Annotated in this window: 21 protein-coding genes; all 21 read right to left on the reverse strand. The window is 47.9% G+C overall.

The genetic code is table 11. The features are described from left to right. On the reverse strand, positions 1-4,493 hold a 4,493-nt coding region (locus tag M1B78_RS13810), incomplete at its 3' end, for a hypothetical protein (RefSeq protein ID WP_257940972.1). A 73-nt stretch (positions 4,494-4,566) separates the two neighbouring features. Beyond that, complete coding sequence (locus M1B78_RS13815) at positions 4,567-6,609, reverse strand: hypothetical protein (RefSeq protein WP_257940973.1); 2,043 nt, start codon at positions 6,607-6,609, stop codon at positions 4,567-4,569. Positions 6,610-6,618: 9 nt separating this feature from the next. Further along, the gene (locus M1B78_RS13820; protein WP_257940974.1) at positions 6,619-10,116 is read right to left on the reverse strand and encodes a hypothetical protein; all 3,498 of its coding nucleotides are present in this window, start codon (positions 10,114-10,116) and stop codon (positions 6,619-6,621) included. Positions 10,117-10,120: 4 nt separating this feature from the next. After that, positions 10,121-10,540 carry a hypothetical protein gene (locus M1B78_RS13825; protein WP_044468282.1) on the reverse strand — a complete coding sequence of 140 codons (420 nt, stop codon included), beginning with the start codon at positions 10,538-10,540 and terminating at the stop codon, positions 10,121-10,123. A gap of 112 nt (positions 10,541-10,652) precedes the next feature. Then, positions 10,653-10,925, reverse strand: a complete 273-nt coding sequence (locus M1B78_RS13830; protein ID WP_117652824.1) for a 5-formyltetrahydrofolate cyclo-ligase — start codon at positions 10,923-10,925, stop codon at positions 10,653-10,655. Next, complete coding sequence (locus M1B78_RS13835; RefSeq protein ID WP_151882858.1) at positions 10,915-11,127, reverse strand: hypothetical protein; 213 nt, start codon at positions 11,125-11,127, stop codon at positions 10,915-10,917. Before M1B78_RS13835 ends, M1B78_RS13830 begins: the two co-directional genes overlap by 11 nt. Continuing rightward, positions 11,124-11,321, reverse strand: a complete 198-nt coding sequence (locus tag M1B78_RS13840) for a hypothetical protein (protein WP_257940975.1) — start codon at positions 11,319-11,321, stop codon at positions 11,124-11,126. Before M1B78_RS13840 ends, M1B78_RS13835 begins: the two co-directional genes overlap by 4 nt. A 601-nt stretch (positions 11,322-11,922) precedes the next feature. Beyond that, on the reverse strand, positions 11,923-12,306 hold the full coding sequence (locus M1B78_RS13845; RefSeq protein ID WP_257940976.1) for a helix-turn-helix domain-containing protein: 384 nt from the start codon (positions 12,304-12,306) through the stop codon (positions 11,923-11,925). 12 nt (positions 12,307-12,318) lie between these two features. Next, positions 12,319-12,621 carry a type II toxin-antitoxin system HigB family toxin gene (locus M1B78_RS13850; protein ID WP_117652829.1) on the reverse strand — a complete coding sequence of 101 codons (303 nt, stop codon included), beginning with the start codon at positions 12,619-12,621 and terminating at the stop codon, positions 12,319-12,321. An 81-nt stretch (positions 12,622-12,702) separates the two neighbouring features. Further along, positions 12,703-12,948 carry a hypothetical protein gene (locus M1B78_RS13855; protein ID WP_117652830.1) on the reverse strand — a complete coding sequence of 82 codons (246 nt, stop codon included), beginning with the start codon at positions 12,946-12,948 and terminating at the stop codon, positions 12,703-12,705. Between the two features lies 1 nt (position 12,949). Beyond that, positions 12,950-13,885: an amidoligase family protein gene (locus M1B78_RS13860; RefSeq protein ID WP_257940977.1), complete on the reverse strand. Its 936-nt coding sequence runs from the start codon at positions 13,883-13,885 to the stop codon at positions 12,950-12,952. Between the two features lie 253 nt (positions 13,886-14,138). Then, positions 14,139-14,699, reverse strand: a complete 561-nt coding sequence (locus M1B78_RS13865) for a hypothetical protein (protein ID WP_257940978.1) — start codon at positions 14,697-14,699, stop codon at positions 14,139-14,141. Continuing rightward, positions 14,696-15,664, reverse strand: a complete 969-nt coding sequence (locus M1B78_RS13870; RefSeq protein WP_257940979.1) for a hypothetical protein — start codon at positions 15,662-15,664, stop codon at positions 14,696-14,698. Before M1B78_RS13870 ends, M1B78_RS13865 begins: the two co-directional genes overlap by 4 nt. Further along, on the reverse strand, positions 15,658-16,515 hold the full coding sequence (locus tag M1B78_RS13875; RefSeq protein ID WP_151882863.1) for a hypothetical protein: 858 nt from the start codon (positions 16,513-16,515) through the stop codon (positions 15,658-15,660). The genes M1B78_RS13870 and M1B78_RS13875 overlap by 7 nt, the downstream gene beginning before the upstream one ends. Then, positions 16,512-17,984: a hypothetical protein gene (locus tag M1B78_RS13880; protein WP_119957868.1), complete on the reverse strand. Its 1,473-nt coding sequence runs from the start codon at positions 17,982-17,984 to the stop codon at positions 16,512-16,514. Before M1B78_RS13880 ends, M1B78_RS13875 begins: the two co-directional genes overlap by 4 nt. Further along, positions 17,981-18,280, reverse strand: a complete 300-nt coding sequence (locus tag M1B78_RS13885; RefSeq protein WP_230628231.1) for a hypothetical protein — start codon at positions 18,278-18,280, stop codon at positions 17,981-17,983. The genes M1B78_RS13880 and M1B78_RS13885 overlap by 4 nt, the downstream gene beginning before the upstream one ends. 264 nt (positions 18,281-18,544) lie before the next feature. After that, entirely contained in the window at positions 18,545-20,299 is a 1,755-nt protein-coding gene (locus M1B78_RS13890; protein ID WP_257940980.1) for a hypothetical protein, read from the reverse strand. 1 nt (position 20,300) lies between these two features. Continuing rightward, a complete protein-coding gene (locus tag M1B78_RS13895; RefSeq protein WP_044467555.1) occupies positions 20,301-20,942 on the reverse strand; it encodes a hypothetical protein in 642 nt (213 codons plus the stop codon). Continuing rightward, positions 20,939-21,289, reverse strand: coding sequence for a hypothetical protein (locus M1B78_RS13900; RefSeq protein WP_257940981.1), 351 nt, complete (start codon positions 21,287-21,289; stop codon positions 20,939-20,941). Before M1B78_RS13900 ends, M1B78_RS13895 begins: the two co-directional genes overlap by 4 nt. A gap of 1 nt (position 21,290) precedes the next feature. Then, on the reverse strand, positions 21,291-22,502 hold the full coding sequence (locus M1B78_RS13905) for a DNA cytosine methyltransferase (RefSeq protein ID WP_257940982.1): 1,212 nt from the start codon (positions 22,500-22,502) through the stop codon (positions 21,291-21,293). Then, a complete protein-coding gene (locus M1B78_RS13910; protein WP_257940983.1) occupies positions 22,499-23,830 on the reverse strand; it encodes a DNA-methyltransferase in 1,332 nt (443 codons plus the stop codon). Before M1B78_RS13910 ends, M1B78_RS13905 begins: the two co-directional genes overlap by 4 nt.

Here is a 23,830-nt window from a genome sequence, read left to right on the forward strand (position 1 = left end):
ACGATGTCATGGAACTCCTCATTCCACACATACGTGTTACCTTTGGCGAAAAAACCTCTCGGACGCGGCTCACTGGCGTCTCGTCCGCTTGAACCGTCATAGCTGACACCCACGGACAGCTCGGCTATAAAACTGTCATTCCATGCCGAAGCGTCAGCCTGGCTCTGGTAGCAGCGGACTGAAAACGTTGAATATCCTGCAGAAGCGTTGACCGTAATCTCGGAAGCCCTCGAAGGCCCTGCGATGGCGCTCCATATCCCGTTGCTGTAGCCTCTCGCTGCCAGATATCCGTCCGGATAAGTCAATGTGGCGCTACCGAGCGTCCGTTTGGCATAAACCCGGAAAGCTGAAGGCACCAAAGACCCGGCACTGCTCACCCGTATATTGCTGCATGTACTGATGAGATAGACCATGCCGCCATCCTGGGTCAGCTGTTCCCATTCGTCGGTGTTCACTTCTTCGGTAATAATATAACCGTAGGACTTGCCGCCGTTCTGGGTCTGAGTGATTCGCCTCCCGTCATGAGTTGTCTGAGTCCATAGAGGTGGATTCGAAGTGTCAACCTTTGAGAGCCAGGAGCGACTCCCCATCGTACAGATGGTGAGCTTTTTGTATGGAGTATTAGCCGTGCGCCACTCACCGCCAGCCTTGACGGATTCGCCGTCACCGCCCGGTTTCCCAGGATTACCGTCGTTGCCATCCACAACCATGGGTATAGTTTCCCGGTCCACGACCTGCCCACCCACATAATAGACAAATTGCAACTGCGCCGTGAAGTTCTTCGGGGAAATGGCCGTTCCGTTCTGTATCTCGACCTCTGCGCCTCCGTCCTTACTGTATTTCAGCACACCATCCGTCGTGATGGAAGTGGTACCGCCTACAGACTTGGTGCGTGTGCATGACACGCTTGCCACACTGTAGGTACCATCCTTCCGCTTGCTTACCGATGAGACAGAAGGCACCAGCCTATAGAGTACCGCATCACTGCCCGGATTACCGGCACGCACCCCCGTAACGGTGAACACCAGCTCACGGCTTATATCCGTATCCTGTACCGTAGCTGTAACGGTTATCCTGACCTCTGAGCGTGCAGGCATCGAAATGCCGGAAGCCACGGTAAACGCTATCACACCCGTATTGACATTGTAGCTCTCCGTGACACCGGCAGGGGTCACGCATGATATGGACTTGAGCTGTAGTTTCTTCGTACCATACCACATGCCGACGGTCGTATTGAGCACGGACTGCGAAACGGTCTTTCCCTCGTATGTCAACGCCACACTCTCCATCTCGTTGTCGAAATCGGCTACAATGGCCGACTCGCCGTCAAAGCCCCATTTGGCCCAGATGGCTGCCGGTGAAAACGCACTCCATACACCGTCCTTCTTCGTGCGGCAACAAGCCCACTCGTATGGCAGGCTCTCGCTGACACCAATCGGGTCATCGTGCCAGCCGGACGGAACATAGTCATCCACCTGCGAGGTGGCAGGGGTAGGAGGTGTCACATTCTCTGTCGTATGCTTGAATATCCACTCATAATCCCTACCGTCACGCCCGTCCTGGCCGTTCTCCACCAACAGCTCATATTCAGCGGTATTGAGGTCTCCGGTGATGATATAACCATATGTCTTGCCCCCGTCCCGGGTTTGTGTGATTCGCCGTCCATCGTTGGTGGTCAGTGTCCACATCGGAGGATTGTCGCTACCACCGGGAGCGATGCAGAGGAAGACACGTCCGGCCATCCTGGTAATACCCATGTAAGGTATATGCTTGCCGGTCTGCCAGTCACCGCAATTGGTGATGCTTGTGCCGTCCGCACCCTTGCTGCCGGTCACACAGATGGCGTTTGTTGTGGTGGGAGTATCGTCAGTAAAGACTATCCTTGTCCGGGTCCAGATATACCATCCGTTTTTCCATGCCGGAGAGGTAGTCTGCCACTTGCCTCCGGTTGTGGTGGCCGATGAAGAGGAGAGGTAGTATTCTTCGGTAATGGACTTGATGCCCTTGCCGTCAGCTCCCTGCCCACCACTGATACAAGCCTCTTGTGTGTACTTGACTTCGCCATCAGAATAGACAATCTTCGTCCGCGACCAGATATATTTGCCGGCTTCCCATTTTGGGGAGGTAGTCTGCCAACCGTCCACCGGGGCAATGACATTCGACACCGATATCGCGTATTCCACATCGGTAGACTTGATACCCTTGCCGCTTTCTCCCTTGGCCGCGTATTTCAGCCAGTCGGCATTACCGTCTGCCGGCTCTGTAGACGTGCCTTTCTCATTGACACATATCCAGGAGCTGCCGTTATGCGTCACCTCATCGTAATAGGCATGCTTCTCACCTCTTTTCCACGCCCCCTTGAACAGTGGCACCCGGAAAGCCTCGCCGGTGATGTCATCCACCTGGAATATCTTGCCGGACATGATGACGTGGCGAAAAACAGCCGAGTAGTTGTCGGCCGGAATGCCATGTATGGTACGGCCTTTCTTTTTGCCAATCCACGACATCTCTTGTGCCGGCTCGACATCCCAAGTATTGGCGTGGTCGAAGAAAGTAATGCAGTTGTTGCCGTTAACCGTATCAATCAGGATGTACGTCTGCCGTTCCGGGTCCGTAAAGTTACCCGTCTGGGCAAGTACCATCGCATCCCCCGGCTTCCAGTCAGTACCCGGCTTGGGTGTCATGACGAATGTCTTGGCTGTATAGTCTGCGGAAGTCACCCGGAACTTCATCTCCTCGAAACCCTGCAGCTTGCCTTCGGCGTTCTTGGTGACGAAGTAAGTAGTAAGTATATCATCGACAAACTGGCTCAGCCCGTCGGCATCCGTCAAGTCTGGAGTTATGGTGTAGCTGCCGTCGCCGTTGTCGCTCCACTCCTTGACCGTACACCCGCCTCCGGGAGAGGCGCACATCCTGCCTTTGAAATAGGTCACACGGTTATAGGCAATCTCCGGAACAAACAGACGCTTGCGGAATATGCCTTCCTCCATCTCGAGAATGCCGTTCTTGTCGATGCACCCTCCGGATATGCCGGTGAGGAACTCGCCGAACTTGACCCAATCTCCGAAGGTTATGGGGAAGGGAGTGCCGTCAGCTCGGTCTTTGTGAAGGAACATATCCTCCATTCCATCAACAGAACCAGCTTTGTCCGCATAACCAGCTTTTATCTTTTGGCCATTTACCAGCAGATAACCTTCAATATATGAAAGCAATTCAAGCAAATCATAGTTACGGTGTTTATGACCGACACCGCCGCCAGAACCAAAGATGCGAGATAAAAAGTCTGCGAGGTAATACCCAATTGCAGCTACATTAGTAGTTGACCATTCCTCTGAATATGGATTTTGTATGGGAAATAAGGCCCCCTCGGAAAGTGGTAAGCGGGAAAATTCAGCAAGCCGAGGGGGCACCGTAAAAGAACCGACTTCGGGAACAGTGATGTTAAGAATATCTGCCGGAAGATCAGTTCTGGGAAGATTTAGTAGAGGACGGGCATCCGCATACTTAAATGTGAATGTATAATTACTCGGTATGTCACGATTCGTAAAGCTGACATTGCTTTCCATTACGACTATCTGCCGCAAATAATTACCTGCATACAGATATTTTTTCTGGGATGGAAAAAAGTCAAGCAACCATTTGCGTTCATTATCATTTAAGTATCCGGTATTCTTTTGAAATTTCCTTTCGGTATCCACACGATACTCTTGGAAACATTCATCAGTTTCCGCTATATTATGAGTGTGCTCCCCATTAAGAGTAGTAACACCGTAAGCCCGAAAGGTATCTATACCGCCCAGAGAATTCTCGAACAGTACCCATTGTTCCTGCTCGGAGCGCATATCCTCAGCATAGTAACGCTGTATATATGTAAGACGCTGGCCGGAGGTGTTCTCGACCCATACATCATAATATGCAGGTAATTTATGCCCCAGCCACCCCGCAACGACAGAGTATTGTAGAGGCATGGTATAAGCTATACCTGGCATCAATTCTGTAACAGTATAATCTGTCTGAGATTTAACGGCTCCAGACTCGTCCGTAAAGTAAGCGCGAAGTCTGACTGTACCGGCAACCACAGCATAGTAGGTCAGGAACTCCGGAGAATAATAAGTGACCGGCTTTACATTCGGCTGCCAGGTGAGGAAATTCTGTGTCAGGAAATTGGTGGCGGAGTCAGTCAAGCGGTCCACTCCAGAGCGGATAACGCGAAAGGTGATTTCAGTGGAGTCGATGACTGCTGTGAAATCGGCAACCAGGTTGGTTTGCTGATATACCTCTCCGATGTCTTTCAAGCTGTATGACAGGAACGAGTGTACAATTTCATGTATATCTATCTCCATCACTCCGTTTTCATCAGGAGCATATACCTGAGACACCAGTTCTTTGTCGCCGGCCTTCAGAGTGAATGTCGTCTGCCGGGAAGAGCCGATGATGAAATTCTTCAGGTTCATCGAGAGCGACAGCATGTCGGGCTGTTGGATGATATTCATTTTACATTCTGTTTTTGGTGCGAATTTATGTGGATTGATTGCATGCAGAAAGGACAACGCATCATCAACCGCCTTAATCTGTAATCAATTGGGGAGTCATGTAAATGGACACTCTTCTATAACAGATTTCACCTTCTCCCCGGCGTGGATAATACATATAGCTGTAGTAGTCCGTCCGCTTGTGGTACTGTCCGCCTGCGGCATACTGTTTCTCGGTGGGCGGTGCAAGATAAACGATGGTCATGTCCACCAGCGCGCCCGCCTCGAAGCCTGCTGCTGTCCATTCGTCTTCTGTCATTTCGGATAGCGTGCAGTTTACCTTCCACTTGTAGGCAGGCATCTTCATCCGTTCGCTCTCGTCCATGGCCATGGTTACGGGCTCCTGGAGCTGCGTAGTGAGCAACGTTGTATCCATTGGCATATTGTTGCCTCCGAGAGTGTACTTCAGCACGTCAATGAGGTATTCCGAACCGCCCAGTGCCACTTTCCGGTAGACGGGGAGGGCTTGCTTCATTGTGTTCGTCATCAGTAGCGGAACTGTTACCTTGTGCAGGGCATTGCGCAGCAAGGTGTCGAAGTCTCGCCAGAATTTTTCATAGATACCGATAGGGCCGTTGTACAGAAGGGAGTAGCCACGCGCGGCATCGTGGTTTGCCCCAACGGGCAGTCCGGTACTGTTACTTAAGGCGAAAGCCAGCATGGGATTCTGGTCATGGGAGGTTTCGGTCAGGTAGGGATCGCTTGTCATTTCCTCACTTTCCTCACTTTTCGTACTTTCGTCCGCTACCCGGATAGTACTGTTGAGCATCCTTCCTTCTCCGATATAGGGGGCAGTTACGGAATTCCCGTATTCTCTTCCGTTGATAGTGCCCTGCACGAAAAACATTAGGCTGTCGAAACAGAACTGACTGTCGGGCACCTCCACTTCATAGTCATCCAGTCCTTCTTCTCCGGCATAGAACGGCAAGTTTCCGTCGGACACTACCCTGATGACGCCCTCCCTGCCATAACCCATCCTTACGTATCTGCCGGATGCCATGTCATAGTAGGCCGTGGGGTATTTGCGCTCCAGCTCGGTGGTGCTGTCAAGAGTGCTTCCATTGCTGAGGGAGCTCTTTGACGATAGCTTCAGTTGACGGGCTGTCTCGTAATTGATTTCCGGTTGTCCGACCAGACAAGCCGTCAAGTCTGTCGGGTTGCGTGCGGCTATCATGTCTTTGAAAAACTCTATGCGGACGGTCTTGGCCACTTCGTTTGGAACAAACTCGCAACAGAACTTCTTGCGGAAGACTTCGAGCAGGGTAGAGCATAGGCAGTCGGGCACCAGGTGGGCCAGCAGGATGGTGCCGTTCACCAGCGCATCGGCAGTATTGTTGATGAACACCATGCTTTTGAAAGGCTCGGTCTCGGTGAAAAAATTCGGTTGCAAGGTATAGCCGAAATAGGAGAAGATACGTTCCAGTAGGTAGGTGGCACGGATGAAGGGCGTAATGTAGTAACCGGGATCAAGTGTGATTATACGGCTGTCCACCTTCTCTGTACGGGCATATGAGTTGTATAAGCCTTGTTTCCTTGTGACTCTGGGACGGACTTGCATCGGCCTTCCATTCTCGTCCATTACGCAGGTGACGTTCACTCCGCGTTTTTCCCCGTCCAGCTCGATGATGACGGGGAAGAGGGTGAAATGCGGATTGGTGTTGTCGAGCAACGAACGGCACCAGTTGATACCCTGCTCTACGGTTTCTACTCCGGGTACGGTCTCGCTGCCGAAAACGGCCGGTACGGCAACTTTCTCGATGCGCGAAAGGAAACTGCCCTCGTTCATGTAGAATGTCGTCGTTATCTTCTCTTTCCGCTTGGCACCGAGTATGGCTTGCCGGGCGGTCACACAGTAGTCACCGTCTCGGATGCTGCATGTGATGTCTGTCTGCGGCTTTTTACGGTTGGCCACCATATCGGGGTAACCGGTCAGTTCCCGGTTCAGGTCTGTATCCGGGAGATCCACCGGAAGTGACTGCTCACCATAATCATTGAAGAACAGATTCGGACGTTCGATTTCAATTTGCGTGTCAGGTGCCAGTTGATAGGCTTTTCCTAAAGAATGTACTATTTTCATGATGAAATGTTATTTGCTTCCTATTTTACGCGAACGGTTCCGCAATTCCTGCTTGCGTTCAAGTTCAGATAGAGTGACGGATGCTGGGATGCCTTCTTCATCAATACGGATGATTGCATTGGCCAGGCGTTCCATCAGTCTTGGAGGCAGAGAGGTTCCTGATGGCGCAGGCGGTATCGGCACTGCAGATTTCTGGGCATCAATGGAGCCACCGGATGAATAACCGACCATTCGAGCACGGATTGCCTGGTTAAGGTCAAGTGTCCTTATGGTACCGGCCTGCTGGGACTTGTCCAGTATGTCAAGTATCGGTGCGACGGTATGGTTGCTTACAGCTGCATTGCTGGCCACCCATTCTTTGGATTGTCCGGAAGGCCCTTCACCTACTATGACAGTAGGACGGTCAATGAATCCCCGTGCATCAGGGTCGTAGTCGGCATCGGGAAAGAGCTTTCCATCCTGGGCGCGCCGGACATCAATCTTGCCTCCGGACTGGCGACCGGTGGCAACGCGTGCGCCGGTACCGGAACTGCCGGAATTACTGCCGGAAAGAGTCATATTTTTGATTTTATCCCGTTCAGCTTTGGCACTGGCCAATTGTGCGGCTCCGGTCACGCCCATAAGGGCTGCTGCGATTGAACCCGCAATCGGTCCCAAATCTGCATATGCTTTCATGATTGACACAGCTGTGTCTGCGATGATTTGTGATGCCTTGATTGCAAAATTCACGTCCGCATATTTTTTCTGTATATCAAGCTTTTTCTGGGCCTTTTCGTTTTCCAGACGTTCCACTTCTTCCGTATTACCTTGGGCTGCCTCAATTTCCGCATCATATTTTGCATCGACCTGGTCCATTTCCGCTTGCTGCAATGCTTGAATGGCTCCGGAAAACAGACTGGAATAATAGTCAAACTGCTTTTTATAACTGTCCCGTTTGAGGTTCTGGACGGCTTGCTCATATTGTTCTTCAGTCAGAAATTGCTGTTCACGTGCGAGCCTGAGCTGTTCCAGTTCCGCATTGAACCGTTCCTGCTGTGTAGACAAGCCATACTGGTCACGAATGGACTGGATACGTTGTTTGTGTTCGGATTCAAGTTGTTCCTTAGCTCCAAGGTAGGCACTGTACAATTCTGTCGTATCAAGATTGTTTTTCTCAGCCATTTCCTTGCGCGCCTGGTAGGATGCCTCAAGAACCTTGAGTTGCGCGGCATAGTCTTCATCAACTGTAGTAACCTTGAACTCTGATTTGAAGTCCTTGACAAGGGTATTCAGCTTTTCCTGCAGTGAAGCACGCTTGGCATTCGCCGCCTTCTCCGCATCAATGACACGTTGATTGGACTTCCGGACGAGATTTTCCTTGGTTTCTGCATTGGAAATGGCCATGGATATGGCGTCCTCATAATAAGACTGTTCTATGATGAGCCTATTTTCCGCATACGATTTTTCAAGTTCGAGTACCAGCATTTCATATTGTTCCTTACTCATTTTTCCTGATGCCAGAAAAGCTGAAAGATCGGCAAACGAATCATTATACCATTTCTGTTGGGATTGCAGTTCTTCCTCCCTTAATGCTTCAAGAGACTTGGCGGCTTCCTGCTCCGTAGAGACTTTTGCTTTCTGCTCTTTTTCTGCAGCCGACTTTGCTTCTTTGGCAGCCTTTTCAGCCTTCTTCCTGGTCGCGTCAGAGTCCTCTGCCGGGAAACGTTTGTTGTATATTTCTTGGGCTATTTCCACATACTCACCGGCTGCATCCTTATTGTTCTTTATCCAGGCTTGCAACTGAACCTTCTCCATCTTGTTGAAGTTCTGGCGTGCTTCTGCAAGCTTCTGCTGGTTCTTGACGGTTTCTTCAATAGTCTGGCCGTTCAGTTGTTTCAATTTCTCTTCTGCTCCCAAAAGCATGTTGCTGTAATTCTCAATCTCTTCAGCTGTTGCTTTTTTCATTGTGTCCGATTTATCTATCGTTATGATGGGAGAAGCAAACATACCCTGCCCAACCATGTTGGTCTTCCCATAGGTGTACTGTTCTTGTAACTCCTTTATTTTTTTCCGATAGTTTTCTATTTGTTTTGTGATTTCTTTTATCGCTTTCTGATTTTCAAATTTGAGCAAGGCACGTTGTTTTATGAGAAATTCTTCGACCTTTTCTCCAGAGATGGCAATTGCACGTCCATACTCATCGAAAGCGGAAACAGCGCCGGGTACCATATTCTTTATCTGGGCTATGACATTGGCCAACTCTTTCTGTTCCTCAGCGGAACGGGAGGACTTGCCGGTCAGTTCCTCGTATCGGTTCAACAGTCCCGGCAATGCGCTCTCAAGCTGTACCATCTTGTCGAAATGGTTCTCGTAAGTTTCCGTATAAGTGGTGAACATTTCCCCAAGTTTAGTGAAGAATCCATTGGCATACTTCAACATGGATTTCCAGAACGGCTCCAGCTTTTTTCCCACTTTATTGAAAAAGGCATCCATTGTGTCTCCAAGGTTGGACTGGATTCCTTCAAGTTCCTGCATCTGCACGGCCATGGAACCGGCAATGCCGTCGACACGACCGAGAGAAAGAAGATAATCCTTGATAGCATCTTCAGAATTGCGCACTTCGGTAGTCATTCCTCGGAAAGAGAACTTTGTAGTCTCCCCGGATTTGGAAGCCTTGATACCGAACTCCTTCAGACGTTCGTTCTCCCCGGTCATCGCATCAAGTATAGCCTCAATGAGTTGATCGACGGACTTTCCTTGGGAAGCGGCAAGGTCTCCCATGTTGACAAGCTCCTGGCTGGTAGGCTTGACTCCACGATTAACCAACTTGATATATGCTTCAGTCCATTCCTGCAAGGACGATGGGGTGTCTGCTGCCAATTGCTGAAGCATCTTCATGGCATCATTGGCCTTCTTCTGCGACTGGAAAGTATTCCGAAGGACCGCCTCGTATTTGGCGAATTCCTTGCGTGTCTCGTATGCCTGGTTATGGACATCCTTAAGCCATCCGACAACCTTAACGGCAATGAAAGCCTTGGCTGCTATTTTTAACTTGGACATCCAATTCACGCTGTTGCCGAACTCATTGTTCATGTTGTTACCTGCGCTGCGTAACTCGCTCATACGGGCACGGACTTCTCTGAGACGGGTATTGAGCTTGGCATATTCTTCCGGATTCGCAGATTCAGTCATATCATCCAAAGCAGCGGAAAGCTCCTTAGCTTCTTTCTTGAGCTGTCTCATGGTGAGATCGTTGACTTTCAAGTTACGGGTCAGCAGACTTATTTTCTCATTGTTTTTGGAAATTTTGGCCGTATAGTCTTTGCACTCTTTCGCAAGGTTCTGATAGTCTTTCGTGTTCTTTTTGCCTTGGGCTTCGAGCTCCACCATAGCCTTGCGGCGTTCGGACTCTTCCTTTTTCAAAGCCTTGGTTTCCTTGGTCAGTGTATGCAGCTCTTCCTGAAGCTTGGAACTGTCACCTGAGATTATGAGTTTGATTTCGTCTTCGGATAGATGCTTTTTTGCCATAATGTTACCAGTTTGAGTTTTCATATTGAAGGGCCTGCTCCAGTTCCTTGCGAATATTGGTACGAACTTCTTCCGTGAAACCGTACTTTATTTCCGGGAATGTCTCATGATACAGCACTCCCCAGACCACCCGGTTATAAAGAGCAAGATTACGGCGAATATGACGGGAAATACGGTCACCGGCTCCACGACGATAATAGATGTCAAGAAAGCGGAGATATGGGAATATACGCAGATAATAGGCTTGTTTCGTATCTGATTCCTGGGCAATGAACGGACGTTTCTGAAGATGTGCCACCAGGTCACCGGATCGTGAGTTGAGATATGTACGCACAACTTTTTCTTGTGTCTCATAAATAAGGTTGATGCCTTGAGACATTATATCATGGACAAAACGTTCTCTGACAAGCTGGTCTGTAATCATATTCACTGTTATTTCCAGCGAAGATAGAATAGGGGAGGCGGTACGGAAAGGACATAAAAACGAAGGGGCAACTATTCATCACGAACAATTACCCCCTATATGACAGTAGTATTTAGTTTTTCGCTTGGAGCATCCACCGGAAGTCCAGTCCTGATGAACCAGGACGGTTCTGGTATTTATAACCGGCATCAAGCATGGCTTGATGAACCTGCTCCTTACTAATTTGCGCTCCAGGATCAATACGGCGAATGGCGTCGTAGACTTCATCCGTAGTGAACCAATGGGTGGCATGGCGTGCATCCGGGGCAGGTTTGAACGATGCGGACAAGGATGCTATATGGATACTGATATCGGTAATTTTCTGTTCTTGCTCTTTATTTTTCATTTTGTCCTCCTTTCTCATTAACATCAAGCGCATGCTGCAGGCAGGCAATGATTTCACGGGCATCCTCCGCAGAGATGTCGCACATCACATAGTTGCCATAATAAGCAAGGCAATATTTATACTCACTTGTTTCAGTTCCTGTGCAAAGACGTTCGGCTTGAACATAAATGTCTTTTTGTGTTATAGACTTGATACGGTTCATTTGGCACCTCCTTTCTCGTTGAAGGAAATATTCACAGTGCCGCCATTGGCATAGATGATAATGGATTTTTCACTACGCGCAGCACGGATACGCTTGCGACCGGAACACAATTCAATGCCCAGTTGGGCAAATAAGGTCTGGACCTTCTCAGCGGATACATAGCGTCCGCGGGCGCTTTGAGATTGTTTTTTCATTTTGGAAGTCAATTTAAATGAAACAATATGGTTAATAAATGAAGGGAAAGCAGACTTTCAATACCAAAAAAATAAGAAAAACATGCTTCAAAAAAGAAAGTTCCGCTTTCCCGTTGACTTCCACCTGATGCAGGCAGTGGGTGCATTAACACTCCACACGGGGGTCGGAACTATATAGATAACCGATGGGCATAAAAAATGCCAACGGCAATCGGTTGGCGAACTACTCGTCGCCTACATCAAATGGAAGTCACTGCAAATATAGAGGTTGTTTTTGGAATGGCAAAAGAAAAAGGTTATTTTTGGAATAAAAGAAAGAAGTTATGCAAGACCAATACAAATTAACTCAGTTGGAGGATAGAATCAATAAAGTATGTACGGATCTCAACTTATTGAAAGAATCTGTCAGCTGGTTCCAATCATCATCATGATATGCTTTTTATCGGGTCTGATAATAGGACTCTTGATAGGCTTCCTATAAGTGCAAATATACCCTATTTCTGCACATGTTAAAATTCTCATGTGCAGAAAATGTATTTTTGTTCAATGAAAAAAGGCCTCCATTAGCAGGAAGCCTTTATTTATGATAGGAAATGCCGACTCAAATATTGTCTAATATAAAATCTGCCGGAATACCGAAATTGTCCCGTAACCGTTTTACAATATTGAGATTAAGAGGACGACGACCATTGAGTATATCGCTAACCCTTGACTCAGAGATACCGAGACGCCTGGCTGTCTCTTTCTGCTTTATATTTTCTGTCTCCATTTTTTTACGGATGGCATCAGTAATCAAGGTTGATACCCTCCCAGGCAGAGGATGATATGCAGCTTCCCATTCACTGATAGCTTGAGAAAGCACGATATATCTTTCCTTTTCTTCTTCACTCAGCAATTCCATATCTCCCAAGTCTGTACCTTTAACAGTGATGGCTTCCATTTCCGCTTGATAAGTACGGAATTCTTTATCAGTCTTTATTTTCATAACACGTACCTCCTATATAGTTTTTATTTTTTTCTCATCAATAGAATCATAATCAGCGTGAGTGCCGACAAAACGGATGTCAACATTACCGGCAAAAAATACGACTAAAACGATGAGACGATATTTGTTGCCTCTGATATTGAATACATAACGGTTATTTCCTACATAATCTGCAGACAAATAGTCGTTTTTCAAATCATTATGGTTTTTCCAGGATGCCTTTGTTACTTCGTCCACCCATTTTTCCAAGGCAGATTGCGCATCGTTATGCTTTCTACAGAACTTTTCTAATTTTTCAGAACCCGTTATATTCATGTTTCTTTTATTTGTTACAAAGGTACATATAAATTCCCAAACAGAGAAGTTTTTTTCTTTAAAATCTTCCCTTTTTGGGAATTATTTAACATTATGGTTACTGCTTATATACCCGTTGGAAAGCAAATCCTCAAAAAAATGCTCCGGGGTATCAGCTCGGACTACATGCCCCGTCTGGTCATGGAAACGGTCGGCGAAATGGTACATATACTCCTGGTCAGTACATTCACTGTCGAAACGGCTGCTTTCACGGAGTTTGGTTACAAAGTCTGCAGGGCAGGAGGCGGCAATTATACCGCCATCCTGCAAAGTGTAAGTTGTCATCATATTATGCTAATTTTTTGGTTCTCAATTTGAAAAAAACTTTTTGGTCGGCTGTCAGAAAGGGGATATTTGAAAGCGGGCATCCCGAATTTACCATGCCGTGTTTTGCAAAGGTAATCATGTTGGCGGCAAACCGTATCCAATTTTCCATCTTTGTGAAATTTGTGGTACCCGAATGCTGGCGAAATTCAACTGTGCGATGGCGTGCGTAAGCCTCAAGGTTCAATTTGTGGTAGCGGTCGTTCCCGAAGGCTGAACGTAGCTGCATGATGTTCTCTGCCTCCGTTATGCTGCGTTCTGAAATTCCGGCAAGGCATTTGCAATATCTGTTGTTTCGGCGGGTGCCCGGCATAAAGGAGTCGATTACCGGTTCGAGGCGGCGGTAAGTTATTGCAAGGTTGCGCCAGGTTTCAATGGTAAAGTCTGCAGCGTCCATGTGTATATGAAGGCCGCAGCTGTCGTTCACCTTCACATTGCAATAATCGAGCACCCAGCATACTTTCTGAAGTTCCTGCAATCCGGCTTCCCCTTCAAGTATCGGGCTTACCAGCTCGAAAGTATCGTTTCCTCTAAGACTGCTGTCTGTAACCAACTTCCAATGGTCGCGGGTGTTATGGTTGTAACCTTCCACTGCAACTGCAATTCCGGCCTCACGAAGTTCACGGGCAAGAACTCCCTTTTCGCAGTTATATGCCTCTATCTCGATGCCGAAACGTCTGTTGAAAGTATAGTCCAATTCGGGGCAGGCTGCGATGGCCGGTTGCTGACCGAATCTTCCGGCTTCCAGCATTTTCTTGTATACGTTCTGCACGAAACCGTAATTTCCGTTTGTTACCAAATCGGCTATCTGGCGGCGGGTCAGACCTAAAAGAAGGAGCTGCTGTATCTTTGCCGTCTTTGTTATGCTTTGGTTAAGAATGTTTGTAACTTGTTCGTTCATAATGTTTTATCCTTTATTTTTCGTACAGCTAAGGTAACACTATTAACGCGCATAACGTAGTAATATCTTATTTATTATCAGTGTGTTAGCTTTGTTTAGCGTGAGTAAAAAGATGATTATTTCTCGTGGTAGGGATGACGGAAAAGAGTAATCAGGAGTAGCTCCTGACCGCGAACTTCGACAGCCCACGGCCAGGATGGAAATAAACAACATGAACAAAAAGTTTCTGAACCATTTAATGGTCCGATATCTGCTACTCACTAAGGGATGGTTTGACATTGAACAAATCGGTTGCTGCAGAACTGAACATGAGTGTCCAACCTATGGATTTGAATTCGGATGAGACAAAAGGGATAATGTCATGATTCTCCGATATCTTATCAAGCCATGGCAAATCCTCAGACCGTGAATCGAGAATAAGCCTTTTCCGAAGTGCCGCAAGGAGAGACAAGCTCATTTCCGAGGCAATGGCCGTCTCAACCATGTCTGCGGAATCCGAAACTTTCATGGCTATGGTAGCTGCAAGTTTCTGGCTGTCAAGAATGGAGTTGTGTGTGTCACGGCTTGATGTGAATTCTCCGAAATCCACGAACAGATAGTTGCCGGTAATATTATCGACGCGCTTCTTTACGTAATCATATGACTGCCCGAAAACAAGATTCTCAAGTTCGGGCATTATCGGTTCCGGGAGTTTTTTGACATACCCAAGCAGTTCCGCATATTGGATAAAGTCACTTGAGCCGTTGGCGAACATGGAGACAACCCCTTCCTTTTGGGGAAAACGGGCAAAATATCTGAGCAAATCAAGTATCATAGGATTTCATTTATTATGTGAATTGGAAGTCTGGTTTCTCTGGCAATATCCGCTTTATCCATTTTGGCCGCATGCAGGCTGCGCACTGTATCAATAATTTTTTTCCGGAGGATGGTCAAATACTGGATGACATTCATGTGTTCGATGGTTTCAATATCCCCAAACCCGTCTGAACTCAAGTTGTACAGAGACTCAAGTGCACCCGTGGAAATGGCAGAAACTTTGGTCTCCTCAAGTTCTGTAAGCAACTTGAATTCAGTTCTGGTAAACAGATAATTGATGAAGGCCTGAAAGTTGAAGGCTACGGAAACAAGCTCATTCATCGGTGCCTCCGTGAACTTCTGTGCCAACTTATGCGCACCGGCAGATGAATACCGGTCCGGATAATAAAGGATGGCAGCCAGTAGAGGAAGCTGCTCTTTCGGACAGCCGAGGAGACTGCGTGCTTCAATGAACTGGAGTGCCGTAAGCGAGCATGTAAGACGGTTGAACATGGTTTCTATATTATAGGCAAAAAAAGTCTCATCCTCAAGATGTATTGCCGGAACCAATTGTTTGCAGAAACATGAGTCGACTGCATATTTGTAGTCCAGTCTGTCCAGATACCTGGATATGGTTATTCCATGCAACCGGTGTGGTGGTATCTTCTTACAGAGTCTGTATGTTTCAGAATCCAATTCCTGGAGTGCTGCATCATTATCCGGATAGACAATCGTGAACGGAAATGTCACCTGCTCTGCAAGCCAGGCCACATTTGCCCATCCATCCGTATTCCTTATTTTTTGAAGATTCCATCCCATAATCCGGCAAACATAATTCGCACGGACCATGCCGACGGATATTTTTCCCTCCGCAAACCTTTGTATATCACGCATGAGTGCTTGGAAGTGATAAGGAGTTAATCCATCCCAGGAATTGGGGATGCTGTATTGCATTCCTTTTGCTATAAAATCTATTGTCAACATGGCATCAGCATTATTATGTCGTCCGGACGGTTAAAGGATGTGTTCGTATCTACAGAGCCGGAACTGTCCGTTGACAAAAGCAGATCTATATTGGCCAGTTCCCGCTTCACCTCTTCAAGCAGAGAAGCGGACAACTCAAGCATGCGGGCCTGCTCATCCTTCCCAGACCTGCTTGCCTTAGACTCGTCAAACAGACTTCTTATTGTCGGTGGAAACTCTATAATGTCAAATCTCCGCAGGGCAATGGCTATGGTCTGCTTGGCGAGGCATCGTTTGAGCGGGCGCAATACCTCCTCCTTTTTCTCTGCCCGTTCAAAATAGGCCGATATCCCGTCATCCAGCGCTTCGCTCTGGATCGGTATGGTCCGGAAAAAGAACAGATAGGACATGTCTATCGTATACAGCATGTCGAACTCCTCCGTACTCTTTATTTTAAGAACATCAAGCATCTTTTTGTATCTCGTTTCTTTCCAGGAGGGTACGGTCTGACTGTTGTCAAGCAACTGGATGACAGTATCCATGGCATTATAATAATTCTCGATATACGACCTGCGCATGCTTTCCTGCTCATGCTTGTATATATCGACATCATCCTTACGCTTGGATACAACATCAAAAATGAGCTGTTTGGCCATGGTAAGATTGGCCATAGCAAGACGCAGGGCCTCCTTCAGTTCGCCCTCGTCTGCCGTCAGATCGGTGTAGACATCTTTGGTAAGGATGATAACCATCTGCTTTTTCGCAGAAATGGCAGACGAATTGAGCTGGTCGAAAGTGACATTGCTCTCTGCATAGGGAGCATACTTCCGAAATTCCGAAATGGTGGTAAACAGTTCTTCCAATATTCTCATGACTGTTGCTGATTTAGTCTGTTTTGAGGTGAAACATCTTCCTGGCGTGCCGGGACTTCGCGATAGAATCCAAGACGGTACCCCTGGCTGTACAAATGGGGAAAGTTAATCTGTATGGCCATATTGAACGGTTCGGAGCATATTTCGTCTTCCGAGGTCAGTGACATAATGTATATCAGATAGTTGTAATACGCATCGGCTCCTGATTTGGATATGACCCCGTCCTTGCTGACACTGGATATGGAGGAGTCAAGTCCCACGCTTGACAGCAGCACCTCATCGGCGCGTTTGTCATAGGATATCAAGGCATCGATATATTCCTTGTATTTCAAATCAACCGTCTCTATCTTCCAGCGTTCCTCTTCGCCCTGGCTGTTCTTGAAGCTGATTGTCGCATACGCCTTACCCTGGTTGTCTGCACCGGACAGATAGCGGGAGATCTTGCGCAGTTCAGACTGCAGATACTTTATCAGGGTGGATTCCTTGAATTCCGAACCAATCACGATGCCATTGTACATCAGTTCTTCCTCATTGTTTTTCTTGCGCCGTTTATTCTCGTCGCAGAGTTTGGTTATCTGGATCCTCTTGGACTCAAGCCAGGCATTGGGGATGACAATGTGTATCTTGGCGGCAAGCGAATTACGTAAAAAGGAGTTGATATAATCAGCCGTATCGTTGGAACCCTTGATGTAGGAGCGGGTACCGGCATGGGTTTCGTTCACACCGTAGAACTCATCCACGGATTTTTCCCGGTGATGGGAAATGGCCGCGAATCTGTAATTGGCAAGCTCCGAAAAGGAAAACTTCGGATAGATGCGGAAAGTGGATGTGCCATACCCCCAACGCCCTACGGCAATGTAGCGGAAATCCCGGTAGTAGACAACATCTGTCGCCACATCCTTCTTGGTGGTGGCCAGCCGGCAATGTCTGTTCTCCATGGATTCAAGGCCGGCAACGGGCATCGTCCCTCTTGCTTTTCCCTTTGTGAAGCGCCACTTTACGAAACAGTCCCTGAAATAGTAGTAGTTCTTGATGATTGATTTGGCCACTTCCTTATAACCCGATTCAAGACCGCGCTGTTCCCAACTGTTGAGCCAGTCCATGATTTCCGGACAGTCAACCCACTGTTTCTGAAGTTTCCCGTCCACGATTGCCGGCTTGTACACGGCAAGCCCATGGCCATACAGCATGCTGACCTGCTTGGTAATCAGTCTTGGCAGAAGCCGGTTCTTCTTTATGTCGGACGCGACTTCCTCGCATTTCATGTTGTTGAAGCCACGGCTGCACACCTGGAATCCTTGGATGCTCTGCCACTGCGTATCCGGAAGACTTCCTCCACTCAGGGGGAACATCGGGTCCGGTTCCAGGACTGAAGCCATTGGCCTGTCTCCAATCTGGAAGGATATTACATTGTCATCGTCAAGATAGCAACCGAAGTTGCCTACCATTTTGAGATTGCTTTTACTCATAACCAATCTATTTTATGAAGTTTGAAACCATCTTGAGGAAAGCCCATGTACCTGATGAGAATACGGTAGCACATCTTGGGTTCCCCGTCTGCGTCTGTAAACAGAAAGAAGTTGTCACTGTCTATACTGAATCTTTCTTCAGGCAGTTGAGTACGCCATCTGCATCCTTCTTTAACTGTCAATGTGGCTGATGCCTCCCCCTTATGCCTGGAACACGGGAAGAAGGCAATGGTAAAGCAGCCGTCAGGCAGTTTTGATATCTCTTTGGCCCATTGCATCGCTTGAATACCGGTCATTGTCATTTCCATGCCCGAAAGTAGCAGGTTTCTACTGTGGGAAAAAGGACGGGAAGCACCCTCCGTCATATTTCCGAGGAACCTCGAAGAATGCCTTGCAACTCCAAAACTCAGCGGTGCGTGCTGAACAGCGCCTCACGAAGAAAACGCTTTCCTTTTTCAAAAACATAAAAGTCTGGTTTCCAGATAAAAAGCGTTTGTTTTAATGTCAAACGATACCATTATTGTATCTTTACTGACTATTTTTATAGTGAAAAACAGCCGTTATATAGCCAAATTATCAGGTAAATTGTCCGGCATGGACGATAATTCACTCAACACTTTGTTTCCATAACGCCCGAAAAGAAGATAAATCAAGGCACTGGGAAGCTGTGTTGTCAGTCCGGCCTGGTTCTTGAGAGGCACTTTCTTTTCCGACGATTTGTCCAGCTCGATGCGGCCTTCCGTTTTTTTCAACGGTGACAGCATGATGGCACTGCAAAGGTTCCTGCACTCGTTCTCGTCTATCAAAATTTCCGGCAAGGCATTGCTCCGGCCTCCAAACATAAGAAGCAACAACTTGAACTGCTGCCAATGGTAGACGGTGGCCTGCCCTTCGTTCATCAGTTCCACCTCAAAGCCATAACTTTCCAGCTCACGCTTCAAGGCACGGCTGTCGGTGGTAATCTGCTCTAGTTCCTCACGACGTTTATTCCCGGCACGGTCAGAATAGAGGACGATACGTTTATTCAGAGCATCGGTACCGAAAAACTCGTAGAACTGACGGGCGAGTTCGGGCTGTTCATCCGGGTAACAGCAATAGAGTTCCTTTATAATGCGGAGCTGACGGCCGTATTCCTTTTCCTGCCCGACAACAAGGCTGGAGAAGTGGCCGGGGTCATATCCTACCAAAAGCTCGTCACGCTTGTTGTAGTGCTTCAAATAGCGGGCTGTGAGTAGAAAATGTTCCCGCAGGTCAAGTCGTAGAATGGATTCATAAATATAGCTGTCTGCATACTGATGTTTCTCCTTGTTGTAGTTGGCGAAGAATTTGTTGATAACCTCCTTATGACGGATAGCGCAGATGGAAGTGAGGAATTCGTCCATATCCAAGGTCTCAAGCTGCGTCTTGAAGAACTTCGGACCAAGAATATCCTTGTTGCAGAAGGAACTGGCACGGACGTACAACGTGGCGTTACGGCGCATGTCTGCCAGGCGGGGCTGCCATAAGGATATGATGCGGTCCTGCCTGATGATTTCAAGACGGATACGTTCAAGGGTAACGGGATTTGTCGTTTCCCGTTGGGAATTTATGAGCTTGTATTTCTGATAGATAGCTGCATTTACATGAAGCGCAACTGTAGAAATTTCCTCCATCAGTTTCGTATCCATATTCTTCTCATATTCCTCGAACCAGTCATCTTCGCCGAGATCCACACGCGCGGTATCGGATACGCCCGTGATACCTTGGTAATAAGGTGACCGGCGTATTTCGGCACTGGCACCACGGAGGGAAGGGAACAAGCGGGTTTTCAATTTCTCCCCTTTGTTGTGTTTCATCTCTTCAATGATGGCGTGAACGGCAGAGCGTCCGGCAACGGACTCCGGCTGATCCGAACTTACCAACTGGATGTGATGGCCATCCCGGAAAACGACACTGTGTTTGGGGTAGGATATGGGATATCGGGGCTTGCGGAAATGAGAAGGGAGCTTATTTTCGCCCACCACATAGTCAATACCATATTCCAGCATGGAGCGCGCCTTCCCACCTACGGTGACTTCCCTGGAGAAATAAGCCTGAAGGTTGGGCCATACGTTCGTCATCAGGGCAACGTAGGTCTTATGTACCAGAAACGACAGTTCGCCTGGCATGTCATTGGCCACACGGATGATACGTGGGCCGGTGATACCTTCCGTCTTGCCACCTGCACGCGCCACCTCGGCAAATATGTTGTTGGCATCGATGACATTGACCAGTATCTGCATCTGGTTCATGTAGTATTCCTCAAACCGGGAAGTGGTTTCAATATCTGTTTCCATCTCACTCTTCATTAAGTTCTTCGTATTCAGCTTCCTCAATATCCGCATCGCGCAGCAGGCGCTTCTTTTCGGCCTTCTCGATGGGAAGGTTCTCTATCAGGTTCAGATAGAACCCTTTATTGTGCTTGGAGGCAATCTCCTTCAGGGAGGCCTTGCTGTATCCCAGGTCTTCCGGAGTAAGCTCGGGAGATATCAGGAAAACGATTCCCAGATTACGGTCGGCTTCGGCAATCTCGGCGGCACGGCGACGGCACTCCAGGGCGGCGGCATAGCACTTGCCCTGGGTCTTGTAGTCACCGGCAGCCGCACAAAGCTTGGCAAGATCCTCGTACTTGTCGGCATAGTTGGACTCCCACACCTTGATGGACACATTGTTGTCGATATTGAAGTAATTGATGGCCGCATAAATGCGTGCCTTGCATGTACGTTCATCCACATTTATCTGCTGCTGGGCATTGATGCGCTGGCGCAGCTGCTTGGCGGCACGGGTGATGTTACGCTCGTATTCGTAAATCTCCGCCGCCCATTGCAGCTGCTTGAGGAATAACTGCACATCGGCAGGAATGCCGTCACACTTCCCGGTGGTGAGGAATGCGGATATCAAGTCCGGATGTATCTTATCAAGGGTGTCGAGTCTGGTCATATTCCAAATAGTTGGTTTCTTAAGTCTTTGACTGTCCGTTCCTGCTTACGTGTTTCCAAGGTCTCAATGGCCGACACATCACCGGTCTCGGCTTTCTTGGCAAGTTCGGCATCGATATTGTATTCTCCCAGGGCACAACCGTTACGGTAGGCGTCGTAATATACGTCACCGGGTATCGACAGACGGACTATAAGTGCCGTTTTTTCTTTCCCACGCAGGCCGAGAAGCGTACATATACGGTGGGGAGTGTACCCCAAGGCACCGAAAGTACGCACCTGGGATACATATTCGTCACCTATCAAGGTGGCCTTATCGACATTTGAAGTTGGACTGATTTCATTTTTCATGTTATTGTTCTATTTCGTTGATGGTCTTATATATCTGATATATCACTTGCGGCACCATGGCATTTCCATAGGCTTTTATAGCTTCTGTCCTCCATCTGGAATAAGGGTTTTGACGGATGGACCGGGAGCCTTTAAAAATGGCATCAGTATCCAATAGGTCGGAAATCCCATCATCTCCTCGACAAATAGGGGGTTGAGTTGGGAAGTCTTCCCAATACCGTAATCCGCATGTATTTCCCCACGCAGACTCGTTCTCTGGAGAGAGGGGTTTTTCCTTGTCGAGCCTCCCTTCCAATCCGATGCAGTCGGTGTGCTCATCAGATGGAAAATCCTTCCAAGTCCTACACTTCCGTTCGAACCGTTCTGATTCACTTTCCGAAACATCCCGTTCTTCGTAATGATAAAGCGGTCGTTCTGTCCTATTACTGCACCAATTGAACTGTCTGCCGCTTGAGGAGTAGGAAGAAGTCCCCCATAAACAAGCTGGCTTAGCAGACTGTTGTATGTCGTTCCGTTCTTGTATCCCTTTTTGAGTGCCCTTTCCTTCATTTTTTCCGGTGCTTCGCAACGTTGGACAGTCGTGGGAGTCTGCAATAAATTCGTACGGAGGTATTCTGCCATCCGTATCCGATTTTCCTTCACTCTTTTTTTTTCGTAATCTGAAGCTGTTGTTACAAGCGATGAACCAGACTCTGTCTCTTCTATGGGGCGCACCGACGGCACAAGCCGGTATAACAATCGGTTGGACAGTATATCCTTCGGCTTCAAGGTCCTTGCAGATGGTTTCGATGACAAACTCCTGTTTATCCTCATGCTCCGTAGCCGGCATACTTTCCATGTCAGCCTTCTTGCTGGGTTGTACCATTGATAAGATGCCAGCAACATTCTCACCAACAACCCAAGGCGGTCTGATTTCCCGTATGGCACGTTTAAATTCCGGCCAGAGGTAGCGGTTATCTTCTGTTCCCTTTCTCTTTCCGGCCACACTGAACGGTTGGCATGGAAATCCTCCCGTGAGGACATCAATTTTCCCTTGCCATTCTCTAAAATCTGTTTTTGTGATATCCTCATAACTTTTTGAATTAGTGAACCAATAATTAAGTACTTGTCTACAAAATGGGTTGATTTCACAATGGAATACATTTTCCCAACCCAACCAATAAGCGGCCAATTCCGGCGCACCTATTCCGCTGAAAAGTGATGCATGTCTCATTGGATTACCTTGTTTTGGTCAGCTATCATATCAGCTGTCTGTTTCACATCCAGTAATTCTCCGTTCCGGACTAACCGGATGGGCTGTCCAGGGAACATGGCGCGGTATCGGTAAATGGTGGCGGTAACATATTTCGGGTCTATCTCCATAGCATGACAGATACGGTCTATCTGCTGGCATGCCATGAGGGTTGAACCGGATCCGGAGAAGATGTCGAGGACTATCTGACCGGGAGTGCTGGAATTGGATATGGGATATGCCATAAGGGCTATGGGCTTCATTGTCGGATGTATGGCATTGCGCTGCGGCTTGTCGAAATTCCAGACGGTAGTCTGCTTACGGTCGGAATTCCATTGATGTCCGGCACCCGGTTTCCAGCCATATAGACAAGGTTCATGCTGCCATTGATAATCCTGGCGTCCCATCACCATAGTATTCTTTACCCAGATGCAGCATTGTGCAATCTTGAATCCCGCTTTCCTGAGAGAAGCCCGGAAATTCTCGCCTTCACTGTCCGCATGGAATATATAGTAGGATCCTCCCGGCTTGAGTACGGCAAACATGACAGAAAACACTTGCCTGAGAAAGGTGGCGAACAAGTCGTTTTCCATGGAATCGTTCTGAATGGTGAGTTCCTCCTCTGTACCGCCTTCATAGTTCACGTTGTACGGCGGGTCTGTGACGCACAAGTCCGCATGCTGCCCGTTCATTAGCGCCGTGATGTCCGCTTTGGAACGGCAATCGCCACACATCAGCCGGTGACTGCCGAGCAACCATATATCGCCGGGTCTGGCAATTACAGTATCTTCAGATGCAGGAACATTAAAATCGGTGGCATCTTCCTGCACATTTTCCGACTCATGCTCTTGGGCAAACAAGGGAGATAGCTGCCCGAAATCAGTGGTCTTGACCTCATAACCCAGATTGAAGCGCTGCAGGGTGTCAGAATCTATATTATATTTTTTGAACAGCAGGGTATCCGGATTCCTGGTGGCAAACTCGGAATTATAGGCTGCGATTTCTTCTACCGCTTCCTTCTTGTCTGCCGCAAAAATGGGTTCATAAGGTATTTCCGGTATTGTAAACCCGGACTTGCGCAATGCAAGCAGTGCTTTCCGTCTCTGATGGGCATCGATAATCCAGAGCTTTCCGTCCGAATCCTGCCAGGCTTTGAATGCATACTTGAAACCACGGGTGATGATAAGCATCTGCAGTTTCGATAATTTGTCAGGATCAGACTTCTTGAAGTCTTCCTGAAGCTCCAAGAACGAATCCAGCGGGGCAGTAGGCAAACCACCCAAATTAAATACTTCTATCAGCTTTTCCAT

This window comes from Bacteroides muris (ex Fokt et al. 2023), from assembly GCF_024704895.1.
Classification (GTDB): domain Bacteria; phylum Bacteroidota; class Bacteroidia; order Bacteroidales; family Bacteroidaceae; genus Bacteroides; species Bacteroides muris.